Origin of the sequence: Phyllobacterium chamaecytisi (assembly GCF_020164455.1) — a bacterium.
Lineage (GTDB): Bacteria > Pseudomonadota > Alphaproteobacteria > Rhizobiales > Rhizobiaceae > Phyllobacterium > Phyllobacterium chamaecytisi.
The window spans coordinates 254,558-273,102 of the sequence record NZ_JAIQWW010000002.1; the positions used below are offsets into that span (position 1 = coordinate 254,558).

Annotated in this window: 17 protein-coding genes; 10 read left to right on the top strand and 7 right to left on the bottom strand. The window is 57.6% G+C overall.

Annotated elements, in window-relative coordinates; genetic code table 11:
* The first annotated feature begins 1 nt into the window (after position 1).
* Genes LB462_RS04935 through LB462_RS04950 form a run of 4 tightly spaced genes read left to right on the top strand, consistent with a single transcriptional unit; the run spans position 2 to position 3,842 of the window.
* Positions 2–919 (top strand): dihydrodipicolinate synthase family protein, encoded by a 918-nt coding sequence (locus LB462_RS04935; RefSeq protein WP_224506243.1) that lies wholly within the window; start codon positions 2–4, stop codon positions 917–919.
* A gap of 8 nt (positions 920–927) precedes the next feature.
* Complete coding sequence (locus tag LB462_RS04940) at positions 928–1,950, top strand: ABC transporter ATP-binding protein (RefSeq protein ID WP_224506244.1); 1,023 nt, start codon at positions 928–930, stop codon at positions 1,948–1,950.
* Positions 1,947–2,903: an ABC transporter ATP-binding protein gene (locus LB462_RS04945; RefSeq protein WP_224506245.1), complete on the top strand. Its 957-nt coding sequence runs from the start codon at positions 1,947–1,949 to the stop codon at positions 2,901–2,903. Before LB462_RS04940 ends, LB462_RS04945 begins: the two co-directional genes overlap by 4 nt.
* Before the next feature lie 9 nt (positions 2,904–2,912).
* A complete protein-coding gene (locus LB462_RS04950; protein ID WP_224506246.1) occupies positions 2,913–3,842 on the top strand; it encodes a dihydrodipicolinate synthase family protein in 930 nt (309 codons plus the stop codon).
* 16 nt (positions 3,843–3,858) lie between these two features.
* Here the strand turns inward: LB462_RS04950 and LB462_RS31380 are convergent, their stop codons facing one another.
* Complete coding sequence (locus LB462_RS31380; RefSeq protein WP_370637066.1) at positions 3,859–4,074, bottom strand: cysteine rich repeat-containing protein; 216 nt, start codon at positions 4,072–4,074, stop codon at positions 3,859–3,861.
* Between the two features lie 98 nt (positions 4,075–4,172).
* Here LB462_RS31380 and LB462_RS04960 point away from each other — a divergent pair, with 98 nt between their 5' ends.
* From LB462_RS04960 to LB462_RS04975, 4 genes are all read left to right on the top strand, one after another.
* The gene (locus tag LB462_RS04960; protein ID WP_224506247.1) at positions 4,173–5,375 is read left to right on the top strand and encodes an efflux RND transporter periplasmic adaptor subunit; all 1,203 of its coding nucleotides are present in this window, start codon (positions 4,173–4,175) and stop codon (positions 5,373–5,375) included.
* Positions 5,372–8,518, top strand: a complete 3,147-nt coding sequence (locus tag LB462_RS04965; RefSeq protein WP_224506248.1) for an efflux RND transporter permease subunit — start codon at positions 5,372–5,374, stop codon at positions 8,516–8,518. The genes LB462_RS04960 and LB462_RS04965 overlap by 4 nt, the downstream gene beginning before the upstream one ends.
* 40 nt (positions 8,519–8,558) lie before the next feature.
* On the top strand, positions 8,559–9,320 hold the full coding sequence (locus LB462_RS04970; protein WP_224506249.1) for a bestrophin-like domain: 762 nt from the start codon (positions 8,559–8,561) through the stop codon (positions 9,318–9,320).
* Between the two features lie 202 nt (positions 9,321–9,522).
* Complete coding sequence (locus tag LB462_RS04975; RefSeq protein ID WP_224506250.1) at positions 9,523–11,235, top strand: cache domain-containing sensor histidine kinase; 1,713 nt, start codon at positions 9,523–9,525, stop codon at positions 11,233–11,235.
* Here LB462_RS04975 and LB462_RS04980 read toward each other — a convergent pair.
* From LB462_RS04980 to LB462_RS05000, 5 genes are all read right to left on the bottom strand, one after another.
* On the bottom strand, positions 11,232–11,585 hold the full coding sequence (locus LB462_RS04980) for a DUF1622 domain-containing protein (protein WP_224506251.1): 354 nt from the start codon (positions 11,583–11,585) through the stop codon (positions 11,232–11,234). The two genes, LB462_RS04975 and LB462_RS04980, sit on opposite strands and share 4 nt — an antisense overlap.
* A gap of 8 nt (positions 11,586–11,593) precedes the next feature.
* Positions 11,594–12,565 carry a formylglycine-generating enzyme family protein gene (locus tag LB462_RS04985; RefSeq protein ID WP_224506252.1) on the bottom strand — a complete coding sequence of 324 codons (972 nt, stop codon included), beginning with the start codon at positions 12,563–12,565 and terminating at the stop codon, positions 11,594–11,596.
* Positions 12,562–13,431, bottom strand: coding sequence for a bile acid:sodium symporter family protein (locus tag LB462_RS04990; protein WP_224506253.1), 870 nt, complete (start codon positions 13,429–13,431; stop codon positions 12,562–12,564). Before LB462_RS04990 ends, LB462_RS04985 begins: the two co-directional genes overlap by 4 nt.
* Positions 13,432–13,496: 65 nt before the next feature.
* Positions 13,497–15,074 (bottom strand): arylsulfatase, encoded by a 1,578-nt coding sequence (locus tag LB462_RS04995; RefSeq protein ID WP_224506254.1) that lies wholly within the window; start codon positions 15,072–15,074, stop codon positions 13,497–13,499.
* A gap of 37 nt (positions 15,075–15,111) precedes the next feature.
* Positions 15,112–15,495, bottom strand: coding sequence for a YidH family protein (locus LB462_RS05000; RefSeq protein ID WP_255626453.1), 384 nt, complete (start codon positions 15,493–15,495; stop codon positions 15,112–15,114).
* A gap of 439 nt (positions 15,496–15,934) precedes the next feature.
* On the opposite strand from LB462_RS05000, the gene LB462_RS05005 reads away from it, so the two are divergent.
* A complete protein-coding gene (locus tag LB462_RS05005; protein WP_370637067.1) occupies positions 15,935–16,165 on the top strand; it encodes a hypothetical protein in 231 nt (76 codons plus the stop codon).
* Positions 16,166–16,317: 152 nt separating this feature from the next.
* The gene (locus LB462_RS05010; protein WP_224506255.1) at positions 16,318–18,063 is read left to right on the top strand and encodes a hypothetical protein; all 1,746 of its coding nucleotides are present in this window, start codon (positions 16,318–16,320) and stop codon (positions 18,061–18,063) included.
* Between the two features lie 33 nt (positions 18,064–18,096).
* On the opposite strand, the gene LB462_RS05015 is transcribed toward LB462_RS05010, so the two are convergent.
* Positions 18,097–18,381 (bottom strand): hypothetical protein, encoded by a 285-nt coding sequence (locus LB462_RS05015; protein WP_224506256.1) that lies wholly within the window; start codon positions 18,379–18,381, stop codon positions 18,097–18,099.
* Between the last annotated feature and the right edge of the window lie 164 nt (positions 18,382–18,545).

Genomic DNA, 18,545 nt, shown 5'->3' on the forward strand with positions numbered 1-18,545 from the left:
AATGACCAAATTTCATGGGGTTGTTCCTCCCGTCGTAACACCTCTCAATCCGGATTTCACTGTAGACTACCCGTCCTACACGCGCGTGCTCGAACATCTGCTCGGCGCGGGCTGCCACGGCGTATTCGTTCTCGGATCGACCAGCGAAGTGGTGTTCCATAACGATAGAACCAGGCAGGAAATTCTCGAACACTCGGTCAAGATCGTCAATGGCCGCGTGCCGGTCATTGCAGGCGTTCTCGATGCAACGACCGACAATGTCATTGGCCATGCCAAGGTCGCCAAGGCAGCGGGTGCTGCCGCCGTTGTCGTGACAGCACCGTATTACACTGTCACCAGCCAGCCGGAGATCATCGACCATTTCCGCTATATCAAGGATGCCGTCGATGTTCCGCTCGTCGCCTATGACATCCCTGTCTGCGTTCACGCCAAGCTGGCTCGATCGACTGTGACGACGCTAGCTAAGGAAGGCACCATTATCGGCCTCAAGGATTCCAGTGGCGATGACGGCAATTTCCGCTACGCCTTGCTGGATCTCGCCGAGAACAAGGACATCTTCCTGATGACCGGCTCCGAGATCGTCGTCGACAATGCGCTGTCGATGGGCGCGCATGGTGTAGTCCCGGGTCTCGCCAATGTGGATCCGCATGGCTACGTCCGCCTGTGGGATGCGGCGCAACGCGGCGATTGGGCGGCCGCGCGCAAGGAGCAGGAACGGCTCTGCCGCCTCTTCGAGATCGTCTGGGTGGCCCAAAGCCGCGTCAGCGGCGGCGCGTCCGGCGTGGGCGGTTTCAAGACTGCCATGCGCAGCCTTGGCATCATTGATACGAACGTCATGCCAAGACCGAGACAGGCACTCGATGCTGCAGAATCCGCGAAGATCGACGCGATCCTGCGCTCTACCGGGCTGCTTGGCTGAGGCTGGATATGGACAAGCGCGCCGATCCCATTCTCGACATTCGCGGGCTGCGAACAATCTTCCGCACTCGCGGCGGCGAGATTACCGCTGTCGATGGTATCGATCTATCGGTCGCCGCCGGCGAAACGGTTGCGCTTGTCGGCGAATCCGGTTCCGGCAAATCCGTGACCAGCCTGTCGGTCATGGGCCTGTTGACCCGCAATGTCGGTGCGATTGCTGCCGGGAGTATCCACTTCAAAAGCAAGGATGGCGCTGTTCGTGACCTCGTCACGCTGGATGACGAACAGATGCGGAGAATCCGCGGCGACGACATCGGCATGGTGTTCCAGGAGCCAATGTCCAGTCTCAACCCGGTGTTCACGGTGGGTGATCAGATCGCTGAGCCGATCCGCATTCATCGCGATGCCGACCGGAAATCAGCAATGAATTCGGCGGTCGGGCTTCTCGATCAGGTAGGCATCCCCGATGCGAGACGCCGGGCAGGACAGTATCCGCACGAGCTTTCGGGCGGCATGCGGCAGCGCGCGACCATCGCCATGGCACTGGCCTGCGATCCGACACTGCTGATCGCCGACGAACCGACGACGGCTCTCGACGTGACTATCCAGGCGCAAATCCTCGATCTTCTGATCAAGCTGCAGCGTGAACGCGGTATGGGCATGCTTTTCGTCACGCATAACCTTGGCGTGGTGGCCGAGATCGCCCATCGCGTCGCGGTCATGTATGCCGGGCGCATCGTCGAGGAGGGGCCTGTTGCCGAGGTTTTCCGCAACCCGCGCCATCCCTATACGCTGGGACTTCTGGCGTCGATGCCCCGGCTCGGCGACGCAACACGTATGAAGCAGGCTGGGCAGAAATTGGCGGCTATTCCGGGCGTTGTCCCCAGTCTTGCTGACATGCCGGACGGATGCGCATTTTCACCGCGCTGCAGCTATGCAATCGATGCCTGTCGCGCAGCAGTGCCCGCACTCGCCGAGGTCAATACGATGCATCGGAGCCGCTGCATACGGTGGCAGGAGGTGGGCCGATGAGCGCTGCGCCATTCCTCACCATCCGCGATCTGGCCAAACACTATGTTTCCCGCGGCACGAAACTCAATATTCTGGAAGGCATCTCCTTCGATATCGCGAAGGGGGAAGTGGTTGGACTGGTCGGCGAATCCGGCAGCGGCAAGACAACAATCGGCCGTTCGGTCCTGCGTCTGGTCGAGCCTTCGTCGGGTAGTGTAGAATTCGATGGCACAGAACTGACAACACTTTCGGCCGCGCAGATGCGACGGACGCGGCCTCGCATGCAGTATATTTTCCAGGATCCCTTTGCCAGCCTGTCGCCCCGCATGACCATCGGCGAGATTTTGACCGAAGGCTTGAAGATCCAGGGCATCGGCACCCGCAAGGAACGCATGGACCGGGCACGAAACGCTCTCGTGCAGGTCGATCTTCCCGCCGAAGCGGTCAACCGCTATGCACATGAGTTTTCCGGCGGGCAGCGTCAGCGCATTGGTATCGCACGCGCGCTGACGCTCGCACCGGAATTCATTGTCGCGGACGAGCCTGTTTCTGCGCTGGATGTGTCGATCCAGGCGCAGGTCATCAATCTCCTGCGCGATCTGCAGCAACGGCTCGGCTTGACCATGCTGTTCATCTCGCATGATCTCGCGGTTGTCGAATATATTTGCGATCGGGTGATTGTCCTCTATCTCGGCCGCATCATGGAGATTGCATCAAGCGCTGATCTTTATGCGCGGCCGCAACATCCCTATACCCGTGCTTTGCTTTCCGCGATCCCGTCTCCGGATCCGAATGCGCCCCGCAACCGGCAAATCCTGAAGGGTGATATTCCAAGCCCGGCCAATCCGCCGAGCGGCTGTGTTTTCCGGACACGTTGCCCCGTGGCGCTGGAGGCCTGCGCCCATACGGTACCGGAATTGCGGGAAGTTTCGCCTGGTCAATTCAAGGCCTGCATCCGCGATGATTTGAACTAGGAGCTCAGTGTGAAATCAGCGGAACATGCGATCAAAGGGAATTGGGCCAGTCTACTCCTGCCCATCGAGGCGGACGACAGCATCGAATTCAGCAAGCTTGGCGCTGAAATCGACATCCTGATCGACGCGAAGGTCGATGGTATCTATTCCAACGGAACCGCTGGCGAATTCCACAACCAGACCGAAGACGAGTTCGATCGCATCCAGCTGATGCTGGCCGAGCGTTGCCGGAAAGCGGGCATGCCCTTCATCGTCGGTGCCTGTCAGCCCGATCCAACGATCATGCTGAATCGTGTACGACGCGCCGCTTCACTGGGTCCTGCGGCCATTCAGGTCATCTTGCCGGATTGGTGGCCGCTGACGGACGAAGAGGCAATCGACTACCTCAACAGGGCGTCCGGGATTGCCAACGGCATTCCACTTATCCTCTACAACCCACCGCATGCAAAACGCGTCCTTTCGCCAAAGGAACTTGGTGCGATATTGGCTGAAACGCCGGGCGTGATCGGCGTGAAGCTGGCAGACGGTGACTCAACTTGGTACGCCGAGTCGCGCGAGCATCTGCCTGGCGTCGCGCTTTTCGTACCGGGGCATCACCTCGCGACGGGCATCAGGGAAGGGGTGGCAGCGGGTGCGTTTTCCAACGTCGCCTGTCTTAGCCCACGCGGCGCGCAGCGTTGGACCGACCTCATGCAAACCGATATGGACGCTGCCGTCGAAATCGAACAGCGCATCTGCAAATTCATGGACGAGCACATCGTTCCATTCCGGCAAAAGTCCGGCTATTCAAATGCTGCGCTGGATAAATTGCTTTGCGCCATCGGCAATTGGGGACCCGTGGGCACGCGCTTGCGTTTCCCCTATCGCTGGATCGGCGAAGACGAGGCTGAACGCCTGCGGGCTGTCGCGAAACAGGAACTGGGCGACATCATGATTTGATGAATGAACGCCCGGTCTATTTCGGAGCGTGTGACTGGACGACTTTTTTACATTCGGGTGTGAGCTTGTCCAATTGCTTGGCCAGACATTCGATAACCCGCCCGCCACCAGGCATGACGCCGGGGCAGTATTTCTGAAAGTCCGCCATGCATGCCGCACGTTCTGCGGCAGTCTGCGCCATGGCCGAGCTGCAAAACATCCCAATTCCAATGACAGTCAAAATCATCCGCATCACAACCCCCTACAATTTTTTATGGAGAGCTATCTCTCAGATACGGAATAACGTAGCATCGATCATGCGTTTTCTGCAAAGGCCAATTGGGGGACATAATGGCCGGAATAAGTGGATTGCACACACGGCAATTTGAACGTTCTTTCGGCGCTCGCAGGAGGTTAGGCTTTGCCTGCATCACATTATTCGGGCTGGCATTAGCCGGCTGTAATCAAGAGAACACCTACGTTCCCCCACCGCCGCCTAAGGTCGATGTGGCGCTTCCGGTAAAACAGAACGTCACGCCCTATCTTGAGGTGACTGGTACTACCGCAGCAGTTAACCAGACTGCGCTGGTTGCACGGGTACAAGGCTTCATCGAGCAGATCGAGTATAATGACGGGGATGCGGTAAAAGCCGGTACCACGCTTTTCGTCATCGAGCCCGAGTCTTACCAGCTAGCGTTGGACCAGGCGAATGCTGCAAAGGCATCAGCCGACGCATCTGTAAAGCTATCGCAGGCCGAATACGAACGTCAGGCAGCGCTCGTGGCCAAAACTTTCGCTACACAGCAAGATCTGCAGAAGGCGGAGGCGCAACGTGAAGCCGACCTGGCCATTCAGCAACAGGCGGGATCCAACGTCAGACAGGCCCAGCTCAATTTAAGCTACACGCAGGTGAAAGCGCCGTTCGACGGTGTCGCCACCGCGCGGCTGGTGTCAATAGGCGAACTCGTTATCGCGTCCACCACGGCGCTTGCAACGATTGTCCAGCTCAATCCCATCTATGTCAATTTCAACGTCAGTGAGAAGGACGTGTTGCGTATCCGCGCTGCTATGGCGAAACGCGGGATGACCGCGCAGGATTTGAAAAAGGTTCCCGCTGAAGTCGGCACGCAAAGTGAAACCGGTTTCCCGCATGTGGGTACGCTGGACTACGTCGCACCCACCATCACAGCGTCGACCGGCATGCTGGCCGTCCGTGCCGTCCTGCCCAATGCCGATCGGCAATTGCTGCCTGGCTATTTCGTCCGCGTCCGCGTTCCCTTGTTCGAAGAGCCAGGGATGCTGCTGGTGCCGGATCGCGCCATTGGCAGTGATCAGAGCGGGCGCTATGTCCTCGTTGCCGGCAAGGATGATGTCGTCGAGCAGCGCAAGGTAGAGATCGGTCAGTTGGTTGGCGAATTGCGTGTCGTGACAACCGGCGTCAAGCCAGAAGATCGCATTGTCGTCTCGGGCTTGCTGTCGGCCATACCCGGCCAGAAGATAGAGCCACAGTTGAAGAATATTAGCGCCGTTGCGGCGAACGGCGCAGCGCAATGATCTCGAAGTTCTTCATAGAACGGCCTGTGCTGGCCAATGTGATCGCCATCCTCATGGTCGTCATCGGCTTTGTTTCCCTGTATTCGCTGCCGGTCGCGCAATATCCGAATGTCGTGCCGCCAACTGTACAAGTCACGACCCGCTATCCCGGAGCCAGCGCGCGCACGTTGATCGATACGGTCGCATTGCCCATCGAGCAGCAGGTGAACGGCGTTGAGGACATGCTCTACATGCAGTCTTACGCGGCCTCTGATGGCAGCTACGCGCTCACGGTCACATTCGCCATCGGCACCGATCTCGACGCGGCACAGGTCCTTGTACAGAACCGCGTTTCAGCTGCGCTGGCCTCGCTGCCGCAATCGGTGCAGGTGCAGGGTGTCAACGTTCAGAAGAAGTCGACGTCGATCCTCGAAATCGTCACGCTGACCTCGCCGGACAGCAGCCACGACAGCCTTTATCTCAGCAATTACGCCACCATAGCGCTCAAGGATGAAATCGCCCGAATTCCCGGCGTTGGCAATGTTACGGTATTTGGCGCGGGCCAATATTCGATGCGTATCTGGCTCGATCCCGACAAGATGCAGGCACGCGGCCTGACGGCGCAGGACGTCATCCAGTCGTTGCAGCAGCAGAGCGAGCAGGTGACTGCCGGTCAGGTGGGCATGCCGCCGGCGCCGGAGAACCAATCCTTCCAGTATACGATCAATGTCGAAAGCCGCCTTAATGATCCCGACGCGTTTGGTGCGGTCATCGTCAAGACCGACGCCAATGGCGGCATGACGCGCGTGCGCGATATCGGCCGCGTTGAGCTCGGTGCGCAAACCTATAGTCAGGTGTTCAGGCTCGATGGAGCGGATTCCGCGGGCCTCGCGATTTTCCTGTCTCCTGGTGCCAATGCACTTGACGTGGCCAAGAGCGTAAGCGCCAAAATGAAGACGCTTGCTGCCGGATTTCCGCAGGGCGTTGCTTATTCCATTCCATTCGACACGACGACCTTCGTCAGTCAGGCAATCGGCGAGGTCTACAAGACCTTGTTCGAGGCGGCGCTTCTGGTGCTGATCGTAATTCTCGTCTTCCTGCAGGACTGGCGCGCCATGCTGGTGCCCGCGACGACTGTTCCGGTGACCATCATCGGTGCTTTCGCAGCCATGGCTGCCATGGGATTTTCCGTCAATCTCTCGACCCTGTTCGCCATCGTGCTGGCAATCGGTATCGTCGTCGACGACGCGATCGTCGTCGTCGAGAGTGCCTCGCACAATATGGAGCGCGGCATGTCCGGCCATGATGCCGCCATCAGCGCCATGGATATGCTCTTCGGGCCGATCGTCGGCATCACGCTCGTTCTCATGGCTGTGTTTCTGCCCGCTGCGTTTCTGCCGGGTATCACCGGCCAGATATTTTCGCAGTTTGCTCTCGTTATTGCAGCCACGGCGTTCATAAGCGCGATCAACGCCGCAACGTTGAAGCCGACGCAGTGCGCCATGTGGTTGCGGCCCCCGGTGCCGCCGGAAAGGCGCAACTTCTTTTTTCGTGGCTTCAATGCAGTCTACCAGCGCTTGGAAAACGGTTATGTCCGTGTGATCGGTTCGATGGTAGCGCGCAGCGGCCTCATGGCGGTGATCGCTCTCGCCATCATCGCCGCTGCCGGTTATGGCATGTCGCGTGCGCCAACTGGCTTCCTGCCCATCGAGGATCAGGGCTATCTTCTGGCAGCGGTGCAACTGCCGGATGGCGCTGCCCTTGGCCGCACGGAAAAGTCGTTGGAGGAACTGGGGCGGGTCGCGAAGGAAACGTCGGGCGTCTCCCAGGTCATCACCATTGCCGGCATCTCTGCCCTCGACAATAATTCAGCGCTCGCCAATGCCGGCCTTGCCTACATCATGCTCGATGACTGGAGCAAGCGTGGTTCGGGCGAGGACCTGGCTTCGCTCTACAAAACGCTGAACGTGAAACTCAAAGGCGTAGGCGAGGGCAGGGTACTCGTCCTTCCGCCGCCACCTATCCAGGGCATCGGCAATGCGGGCGGGTTCACCATGCAGACGGAACTGCGCGACGGCAGTTTCGATCTCGCCAAACTGCAGAGCCTGACGAATACGATAGTGAAAGCGGCTGAATCCCAGTCCGGTATTCAAAGCATCAATGCACCTTTTCAGGCCAATGCGCCGCAATATACCGTGGAGATCGATCGGGAGAAGGTTGAATCACTCCAGCTGACGACCGATCTGGTTTTCGATACCCTCGCAAGCTATCTCGGCTCGAGCTATGTCGCTCAATTCAACAAGTTCGGCCGGGTGTTCCAGATCTATGTCCAGGGGGATGCACAATTCCGCCTGACGCCGGACAGCATCAACAACCTGACTGTGCGTAATAAGAATGGCGACATGATCTCGCTCGGAACGGTGTTGACCATCATACCGAGCGTCGGACCCTCTTTGATCAGTCTCTATAATCTCTATCCTTCGGCCTCGATCGTCGGCGTACCAGCGGCGACATTTTCGTCGGGCGAGGCGATGAACCTTATGGAAGAGATCGCGGCCGCCACTTTGCCGAATGGCACGAGCTACGAATGGACGGCGCTGTCGTATCAGGAGAAGCTGGTCGGCAACCAGATGATCCTGGTCTTCGCTCTTGCGCTGTTGCTGGTCTATCTGGTGCTGGCCGGGCAATATGAAAGCTGGATCGCTCCGGTATCGGTGCTGCTTGCCGCGCCGTTGTCATTGATCGGCCCCGTTTCCATTTTCCTGGGTCTGCATGTCGCGATCAATCTCTACGTGCAGATCGGCCTTATTCTGCTCCTCGCGCTTTCGGCAAAGAATGCCATTCTCATCGTCGAAATGGCGCGCGAATTGCGTGCCTCGGGAAAATCGATCATCGATTCTGCAACGGGCGCGGCACGGGCTCGTTTCCGGCCGATCCTGATGACCTCGTTTGCCTTCATCCTCGGCGTGGCACCGCTGGTATTTGCGACTGGAGCCGGCGCAAGTGCCCGCAAGTCTATCGGCATCACGGTTTTCAGTGGCATGATCGCCTCGACCTGCCTTGCTGTTCTCTTCGTTCCTTCTTTCTTTGTCGTCATGCAGCGCTTTGAAGAGTGGCGTGCCACGCGCAAGCGTCCGGCGGAAGCAAAGGCCTTGGACACTTGAGTTTACGACCTATGAGCAACCTAGCCGCGAACTTCCAACCATGAGTGCTCTTGCAATCGGCGGCGTCGCATTCGTCTGCCTGTCGTTTGCTGTGCTGGCAGGAATATTTCTTCGTGACCGCCTGCCGAAACATCACCTGAGTACGGACTCAAAAGAGGCAATCAAGCTTGCTACGGCAGTGGTCGGAACATTGTCAGCACTCGCGGTCGGGTTCTTGATCGCATCGGCAAAGACGGCATTCGATGACGCCGAGGCAGAGCTGAGAACATCGGTGGCGCGCGTGGTCCTTCTCGACCGGGTCATGGCGCATTACGGCCCCGAAACCAAGGAGGCGCGGCGTCTGCTTGCGGAGCTGGTCAGCTTGCGGCTGCAGGATGCCTGGGTCGACGAGGACCATGATGATACAACGCCGGACGCGCGCAAAAGCGACCTAGGGATCGAGCCTGTTCAGGATGAATTGCGAGCCCTTTCTCCCGAAACCGACGCCAAGCGCCAGCTCCAGTCGCGTGCCATTGCGATAAGCGGAGAAATTGCGGAGGCCCATTGGTTGCTCCTTGAGAAAGGAGGCGAAGGTTTGCCCCAGGCTTTCCTTGTAATCCTTGTCTTCTGGCTCGCGTTGCTCTTTTTCTCGTTCGGGCTTTTGGCACCGGCCAACGCCACGGTCATTGGCATGTTGTTCGTGTGCGCTCTCTCGGTCGGAGGAGCAATATTTCTGATTATCGACATGGCTCACCCATACCTCGGCATTATTCAGGTGTCCGATGCTCCGCTGCGGACCGCGCTTGCGCATCTAGGGAGATGAAAGCCGACCTCCCTCTGCAAGCAATGCACAATGGCGGATCAAATTTCCCCTGCCGCCGCGAGCTAAGACCTGTTTTGTGATAGGATGTTTGAAAACAACAGCGTAGCATGTGAGGGAAAAGCCACTCTCACTCGGGGACGATGATCGGGCAGGGAATTAAAACCATACCGCGCATATTGAAGCGCCGCATCGGGAGCAGGCGGTGAAAATCCTGCGTCGATCCGCGGATCGCTGGGGCATCGCAGCCATCCCGGCATTTTTGCGGCGTCTTGGCCTTATGCTTCCAGACGGAAAAGCGTTGTCGCCCGACGTGCCGATGAACGCCCCTGCACTCCCGCTTTTGCCTTATGGCCTCTTGTTGCTCATGAGTGTTGGCGTCATCATAACGGTGTTCGTCGTCGGTGTTGTCGAGAGCCGGGACCGGATGGTCTCGCAGTCGAAAATCCAGTTGCGCCAGAAGACCGCCCTGCTCGAAGCCTATGTCAGCAAGATACTCGAGGCGAACGACATGGTGCTTCAGGGTATTTCGTCCGAGGTTGAGCCGATGTCATGGCCGGAAATTGCTGCCTCGGAGCGTTTGGTCAGATTTTTGGCTACCCAGAAGCAATTTCTGAAGCACTCGGGCGTTATTGCCCTTGTAGACCGCGACGGCAAACTCGTTTCTACCAGCGAAGGCTATCGCAACAGTTCCCTTGACGTGAACGACCGGGATTATTTCCGCTATCATCGGGATCATCCATCGGATGTCACATTTATAGGCGACCCGTTGATTGGCCGCGTGTACGGGCAACCTTCCTTGACTATGAGCAAGGCTCTACGCCAACCAGACGGGAAGTTCGACGGCTTGATACTGATCACGATGCCGATCGAATATTTCACCAGACTGTTCGATGGAGCTGCTTCTCCCTCGGACGCTGCTCAATTCCTGCGCGGGAACGGGGAAGTCGTGGTGAACGTCCCGTTCTGGGAAGGCGGCGCAATCGTACCTGATTGGTTTCGACAGGCGACAGCCGAGAATCCAGTGTCGGGTGAGATGCACCACGTTTCTTCGTCGGAAGGCATCGACCGGCTGGTGGCCTACCGGAAGGTCGAAGGTTTCCCATTCTACGTAACCTACGGTATTGACGAGAATGCGCTGCTTGCTGGTTGGCGGCAGTCGGTACGCGTCTACGGTACCGTTCTGGCCATCGCCCTTGCAGCGTTTCTCGCCACAGCCTGGCTGGCACGGCGCCGTTCGATTGCGCTGATGTATTCGAACGAGTCGCTGCGCGAAGTCAGCGAACGCCTACTGGTTTCACAGGATGAGGAGCGCCGTTCCATTGCCAGGGATCTTCACGATTCCACGGGCCAACACCTGATCGGCGCGGCGATGGAATTGGCGAACGTAAAATCCCTCCTGCCCGATAATGACGGCGAAACCTCGCGGGCGCTGGCGCGCGCATCGAAACTCATTTCGCAAAGCAATCAGGAACTCAGGACACTATCCTACCTGCTGCATCCCCCGATGCTCGACGAATCCGGCCTTCCGAATGCTCTCGAGCTACTCGTCGTGGGTTTTGAGGAGCGCAGCGGACTGGAAATCGAACTGAGGGTCGATCCCGTATTGGCGGCAAAACGACCCCCACCGGGTGTCGAACTCACGATTTTTCGAATCGTGCAGGAAGCGCTGACCAATATCTACCGTCATTCCCACGCCGCCAAGGCAACGATCAGGCTGATCCGACAGGGGAGCGGGCCCGATACGATCCTGTCGCTCACCGTCAAGGATGATGGTGTCGGCATCGAAAGGCGAAAGCGCCGGAATGTCGGCGTTGGTCTTTCCGGCATGGAGGCACGGCTTCGCCCGCTCGACGGTACGATCGATATTTCGACCGGAAAAAAAGGCACCACGATTTCGGTGAAAGTGCGCGGCTAGTCGGGAATACGCTGAAGTTCCCCGATGTCGCGTTGATCGCGCTCTAAAAAGAAGTTGAGGAAAGTACGGACCACTGCGATCGCCGCAATGCGGCCGATGTCGTCCCAGGCCGGAGTGACCGAGGTTTCGAGGATGTCGGCTGCAAGCTGGAACGTCAGTCCCGCCACCAGCCAGCGCGAATAGCGCATCCACACGTGCCGGACCGCATGATGCCCTTCCGGGTGCGAAAACATCACCCTGGTGCCGTTGATAAATGCATCCACCGTGCCGATCGCGATGATGATCAATGCGAAGATGTCGATGATCGAGACGATTGGTTCCGTGAGCTGGATCAACAGGTCCCTGAGCATCGCGCGTCTTATCCTTCGCTACCGGGCCGGACGATACAGCGGAAACCGAGATGTGAGATCGAGGTATCGACGGGCTGCGACATGCGCGCCGCCGGTCTGTAGCGCCGGCAGTAGTTCGGTGCGCAAAGATGCGAGCCGCCCTTGGTCACCCTTCGCGCGACCTTTATAGAGGGTTGACGCGGATCGAAGCTTTCCTCAAGCGTGCCACCACGCGGATTGTCCGCTGTGCAACAGGGGCTCGTTATCTTGCCGTGCTCACGGTACCAGTCGGTGGTCCATTCCCAGACATTGCCGGCCATGTCGAACAGCCCGTAGCCATTGGCCGGAAATGACCCCACCGGAGACGTATACTCGTATCCATCGTCGAGCGTGTTCCGATAAGGAAAGTTGCCCTGCCAGGTATTGGCCATGTGCTTCCCGTCCGGGGTAAACTCATCACCCCAGACATATTCGGCCCCGTCCAGGCCACCGCAGGCGGCGAATTCCCATTCCGCTTCGGTGGGCGATTCCTTGCCGGCCCAGCGGCAATAGGCTTCGACATCCTCGTAGGCGACATGGACGACAGGATGATCGGAGAGTTTCTTGATTGTGCTGGCGGGACCCCGCGGGTTGCGCCAATTGGCGCCGCGTACATAGACCCACCAATTGAAATGATTGCTCATGTCGACTGGAGATGAGGGTTTCTTGAACATCGTCGAGGATGGCGCCAGCATTTCCGGCAAAGCGCCCGGATAGTCTTCTGGATTGGCCGGTCTTTCAGCCAGCGTCACATAACCGGTCGCCTCGACAAAACGGGCAAAGTCGCGGTTGGTTACCGTAAACTTGTCCATCCAGAAACCATTGACCCGGACCCTGTGCGCAGGGGCTTCCTCGGGGTAGTGATTGTCCGAACCCATGCGAAATTCGCCGCCTGGAATCCACACCATGTTGTCGAAAGGAGCGGTGTTGGTTTGGGTTCGTTCCGGTTGGTCGAGCATCATTTCATCTCCGGACGGAGCGCTGCATGAATGCGAGTGCGCCACCTGACATAAGGTATCGAGACGATAGCACCGATGGCAAGATGGTAAAGCACGACCGCCATAACAGCCTTCTCGTTGGGGAAATTCAAACTTGCTATGGCAATCGCAACACCAGGATGCCGCGTTCCTGTGGCGAGTGCGAGGACCGTGCGGTCATCCGGATCGGGACCACCGAGGAAGTGACCGACGGCTACGCCGATAAGCGTGAACAGCACGAGCATGATGACAATTCCGTTTCCGATTAACGCCCAGATGGCATGCCAGGCGATGAACAGGACCGGTACGACTGCGACGATCAAAAGCAGCGTTGCAAACCGGGAGATCAGGCGTTCGATGCGGTTTGCTAGGTCAGGCGCAAAATGGCGGACGACGACGCCAGCTACCAAGGGAATGATTATGGAAATCAGCACGACGGAAGCGATAGCGCTTTCGGGTTCGTGCATATCGATGTTGAACGAACTCCCGAGAAGACTGATGGAGAGGGGAACGAGCACGATCGAAACCAGCGCCGTCGCCACCAGCAGGCCGATCGTATAGGAGGCCGAGCCGCCGGCCTTCTCCTGCTTGCCCGGCAGCACCGGCGGAACCGGAGAAACGGCGAGCGTAACTAGCGCGATCTTGATGGCCGGGTGGAGATTGAACAGCAGCGACAACAGCACCACAATTGCGAGCATGATGATATTCATGGAGAGAATTGAACGGACGAAAAGACTTGGTCTGCGGAACAGGTACGTCACGTCATCGAAGGTCGCACGCAATCCGAGTGCGAAGACAATGAGAAACATGCTCGCATTGATCGCGAATCCGATGATCTGCGCCAGCGTCATGGCTCGTTCCCTTGTCAATTGACGGCAGCGGGCGGCTGTCTTGCGAAAGCCGCCCTTGGCGATATTTAGTTGAATTTGCCGCTGCTTGCTTCGGCCATCTTCGCGAGCGCGTCGTCTATGGTGAAGCTCGCCGCCTTCTGACTGGGTGGGAAATCCTTGAAGGTTGCTGCGAACCTGTCCGCGATCGTGTAAGCGCCAAACAGAATATAATAGTGATACAGCAGCCACTCATAGTAGCTGTTGGACGTGACGTCCGCCCGCTCGTAGGGATCGGTGCGCAGGTTGAACAGCTTCGGCAGCCGCAGCGGCGTAAATGGTTCCGCCCAAATCCGCATCGTACCCTGACAGCGTTGCTCCATGAAGACGACTTTCCAGTTGTCGTAGCGAATGCCCAGAACATCGCCGTCGTCGCTGAAATAGACGAAGAGCTTGCGCGGGCTGCTATCCACTTCGCCCGTCAGATAGGGCAAGAGATTATACCCGTCGATGTGGTTCTTGAAGGGCTTGCCGTTGGCAGTGTAACCCTTTTTCAGCTTGTCCATCACGTCGGGATCGCCCGCCATGGCGAGGAAGGTCGGCAGCCAGTCATGGTGCTGGACGATCTCGTTTGAAATCGAACCTGCCTTGATCTTTCCCGGCCAGCGCACAAGCATTGGAACACGGAAGGCACCTTCCCAGTTCGAGTTTTTCTCGCTTCGGAAAGGCGTCATACCTCCATCCGGCCACGAGTTCATGTGCGGACCGTTATCGGTGGAATACATCACGAACGTATCTTCAGTAATGCCGAGTTCGTCGAGATAGTCGAGCATATCGCCTACGTTCTTGTCGTGATCGATCATGGTATCGTGGTAGGGAGACTGCCAGCGCCCGGCCTGCCCGAGGCTCGATTTCTTCGTATGCGTGAACAGATGCATGTGCGTGGTATTGAGCCAGACAAAGAAGGGCTTGCCGGCGCTGTTCTGGCGCTTGATGAAATCCTTGGCCGCATCGACGAAGTCTTCGTCGCAGGTTTCCATACGCTTGGTGGTCAGCGGTCCGGTGTCCTTGATCTTCTGTTTGCCGACTTTGCCCCAGCGCTTTTCTTCCGTCGGGTCGTCCTTGTCTTGCGCCCAGGAGTGGATGACGCCACGCGGTCCGATGCTTGCACGCAAGCCCGGGAAATCTTTTTCGGGAAAGTAGTCGTACATCTCCGGCTCTTCCTCGGCATTGAGGTGATAAAGATTGCCGTAGAATTCATCGAAACCATGGACCGTCGGCAGGAACTTGTTGAGGTCGCCAAGGTGGTTCTTGCCAAACTGGCCAGTAGCATAACCCTGGTTTTTCAACAGGTCCGCGATTGTCACGATCTCGGGTTGAAGCCCGGCCGTTGCGCCAGGAATGCCCACCTTGGAAAGGCCGGTCCGGTAGGCGCTCTGGCCCGTGATGAAGGAAGACCTTCCGGCCGTGCACGACTGCTCACCATAGCTGTCGGTGAACATCATGCCTTCCTTGGCGAGGCGATCGATATTGGGCGTCTGATATCCCATCAAGCCGCGGCTGTAGCAGCTCAGATTGGAGATGCCGATATCGTCACCCCAAATAACGAGAATATTGGGTTGACCGCCACCCTTCTTTGGTTTGCTGCTCTTTTTATCTTTAGCCAACTTCATAACTCCTCTCTTTGAACGATTACTCCAGGAATCAGCTGCCCGTTCCATCCTGAAATGGGCCGATATCAAAGACCATGCTTGCGACAGCGAAGAGACCGATAAGAAGCAGGATTACTGCCGTCACAAGTGTGTACGAAACCGGATAACGGCTCTCCCCGTGAACGATGCCATCCGCCACCATTTCCTCCCGGGTACGTCGAAGTTCGAGCATGAACTGCGTGTGATAGATGATGCCGATCACAAGCATGCATATGCCGAGAAGCACAAGCGCCAGTCCGAAACTGCGGGGCGCCCCGGCATGGGTGAGTGTGCCGGCATCGCGCAACTTCTCGAAGAACTGGAATATTGTAAATCCAAAGCCGATCAGTGAAAGGGACGTGCGGATCACCGACATCAAGGTGCGGTCGGCGCTCATGCGGGTCCGCTGGAACGACATTCCAGTACGCCGTGCGGACAAGTCCACCGAAATCGCATCGGACGGGGATTTTGAATTCGCATGTTCCATGAAGGTCATTGGCCTTGTTCGTCGCGTACACGTTCTCCACTGGAGTGCCCGTTTGTAAGTACGTAACGGTAACAAAGGCGGGGCCAGAAGAGACGAGGTCATACCTCTACGTTGAACATGATCAGAATATTTTCCGCCCCTTAGGACCTGTCCCCGCGGTTTTTACCGTAACGTACTCCCGCGGCGAGCATCAATTATGCACTATCGTCCGACAGAAACCGGACGTTCTGCACAACTGCCGGTTCGCCTGCCTTTGGCGGCATATAGCTCGAATGGATTAGTTCACGACGGAAGCGGAGGTTCAGCATCGGCAATGTCAACGGCTTCATCCCAAAGGGGACTCTGGAAATTGATGCTCAAACTGCCGGCGATGCGCGGGCAGTTGCAGATGCTCAGCACCCGGAATTCTACTTTGGTAAGCCTCTGCGACGCCTTCGACGAAGCGAGTTCAACCCTTGACCGCTTGCGGAGAAATGGCTCCTCGGACGACAGACTGTTGGTGGAATACGAGACCTTGTGTTCCGATATCGAAAACGAAGTTATTGATATTTGCATTGCGGCGCGCAGCAAAAAGCCTTGACCAATCAATCTGGAGTAGCTCTTTGTTCCCTGATCAATCCTGCTTAAACTAAGTGTCTCAGTATAATTCCGGTGCAACCTGGGGTATTCACCCTATGGCTTCTTGGCCTGTTCCGTTCAATTCTGTTCCAGGCTGAAGCACGGGGGTCTGCCATGGAAGTTGACGTCAATATCGACGCAACGGAAACCGAAGAGGTCACCGAACAGGAGGCGAAGCAGGAATTGGACAGGCTCTTGTCCGATCCCCAGTTTCACTCGACCGATCGCAACAGGAATTTCCTGCGATTTGTAGCCAGCGAAATGTTCGAGGGTCGTGCTGCTGCGGTGAAGGCCTATACGATCGCGGTCGATGTGTTCGGTCGCCCCTGCAGCTTTGATCCCACCACGGATCCAATTGTCCGCATAGAGGCGACACGGCTTCGCGCCTCTCTTGCCCAATATTATGAGGCTCACGCCGAAGAAGGCAGCGTCCGCATCGAGCTGCCGCGCGGACGCTATATTCCTGTTTTTACCAAGGCCCCACCCCAGACTGAAACTCTCGACGAGGCCGACCTTCTTGATGCGCCCGAAATCGGGAGTACAAATTCCGGCTGGAAGAGCAGGGTCTTTGATCGACGGCTCGTTCTTGCAGGACTTGTAGCGGCCGCTTGTGGTTTCCTGTGGTTTCTTTCCGGAAGGGGCCCTGTTTATTCGGAAAAGCCAAATGTTGCCATCGAGATGAAATTGGCCGGTGACCAGACGGACATCGAGGCCGGACTTATCCGCGATTACCTGATGACTGCCCTGTCGCAGTATCAGACGCTCAAGCTTGCGGCAGGAGACATGGCGTCGCAAACGGGCGGGATCCGATCGGCAGCTGGATCTCTGTTCGGTTCCCAAAGTCAAATGGATACTCGCTATCATGTGATCCTCAAATATCACCCTGACGACCACGACCGTGCGGTGTGGTGGCAGGTTGTCAATCCTGCGACGGGAGAAGCCCTGCGTTCCGGAGTCGAGCGTGTCGAGGTGGGCAGGGGGCCGGGTATCGACGTTCGCTACGAACTGATTGCGGACCTGGCAAACCGGTTCGCCGGCACGCGCGGCGTGATCAACAGCCTGGAGTTGACGCGTGAATTGAGGTCGCCGACGTTTGGCAATGGCTGCGTCCTGCGGTCTGCCGTGGCTCTCGAACAGCTTGATACAAGCCTGTTACAAGAGGTGCAAACTTGCCTCGGTACATCGCTGCTGGACGCACCGAACAATCCAGACATCAACGCCGAACTCGCAATCGTCAATCTTGAGCTGGACGCGCCTGAAGTGCCGACCGAATTGACCGCGCAGGCACTGACGCTGGCAAATAAAGCCGTTTCGCTCGCCCCTATGTCCGACCGCGCCGGATATGCGCAAATGCTGGCACAATTCCGCAATGGTCAGACGGAAGCGGCGTTCGTGTCAGGGTATCGTGCAATGGGACTCAATCCCGGCAATAGCCTCATCCCGGCTCGGCTAGGAGCTATGCTGTTCGCCGTAGGCCGATGGGCGGAAGGTGCGGGAATGGCAGTCAAAGCCGGGATGGTCGATGGCGCCGCGCCCAGCGATGCCGGGCTCACGCTTGCGCTTGATGCTTACCGGCGCGGAGAATTTGCGGAAGCGCTGCTTCGCGTGCAGCAGATGGGCAGATCGGAAAACTATATTGCCAACATTCTCGAACTTGCGGCAGCGGGCCAGATGAAGAATGCCGGAGATATAAACGAAGCGGCAAAACAGCTGAACGCCAAGCGCAAGCACTTCCCCGCGTCGTTCCGCTCCGATATGGCTGCCCGCCACTATTCGCCGGAGATCGTCGACCAGCTTGGAGCCGGTTTGACGAAGGCAGGTTTTGTCCTGCCTGCTCCGGTGGCTGACGCATCCAACTAAAGTAACGTCTCTTGGCTACCAAACCCGGAGCGTTCACTTCCAAGGTTCGATTTTCGTTACCTTGCTGTTGGTAGCGTTCATGGTCAGACTGTATTGCGCGAACGTCGTTTTGTCATCGCAGGTCACCTGCACGATAGTGGGGCCGCCAGCGGATCGCGCCTTGTCGATTCTGGCATCGGTGATCCTGTCGCACCAGAACCCCGCATTGCGGATGGCGCGGGCCGTTTGCCGCTGGAGCATGCGCGATTGCAGCGGCTCGGCTGCGGCGATCTCGGAGGCGCAGAGCAGGATCAAAAGAGCTGGCAGAATGCGTTTCATGCGGTAAGCCTGTTTCAGTATTTTTGCTGGAATCGGCGCGAGAACGCCTTCAGCAATCAAAGATGCGTCGAGGCTGAATTTCTTGCAACGATGTTACTGTAACATCGTTGCTGCAGGCGCTATTTTGGACCAGCATCGCCAAGGGCACGGGGTTGCCTCCCTTC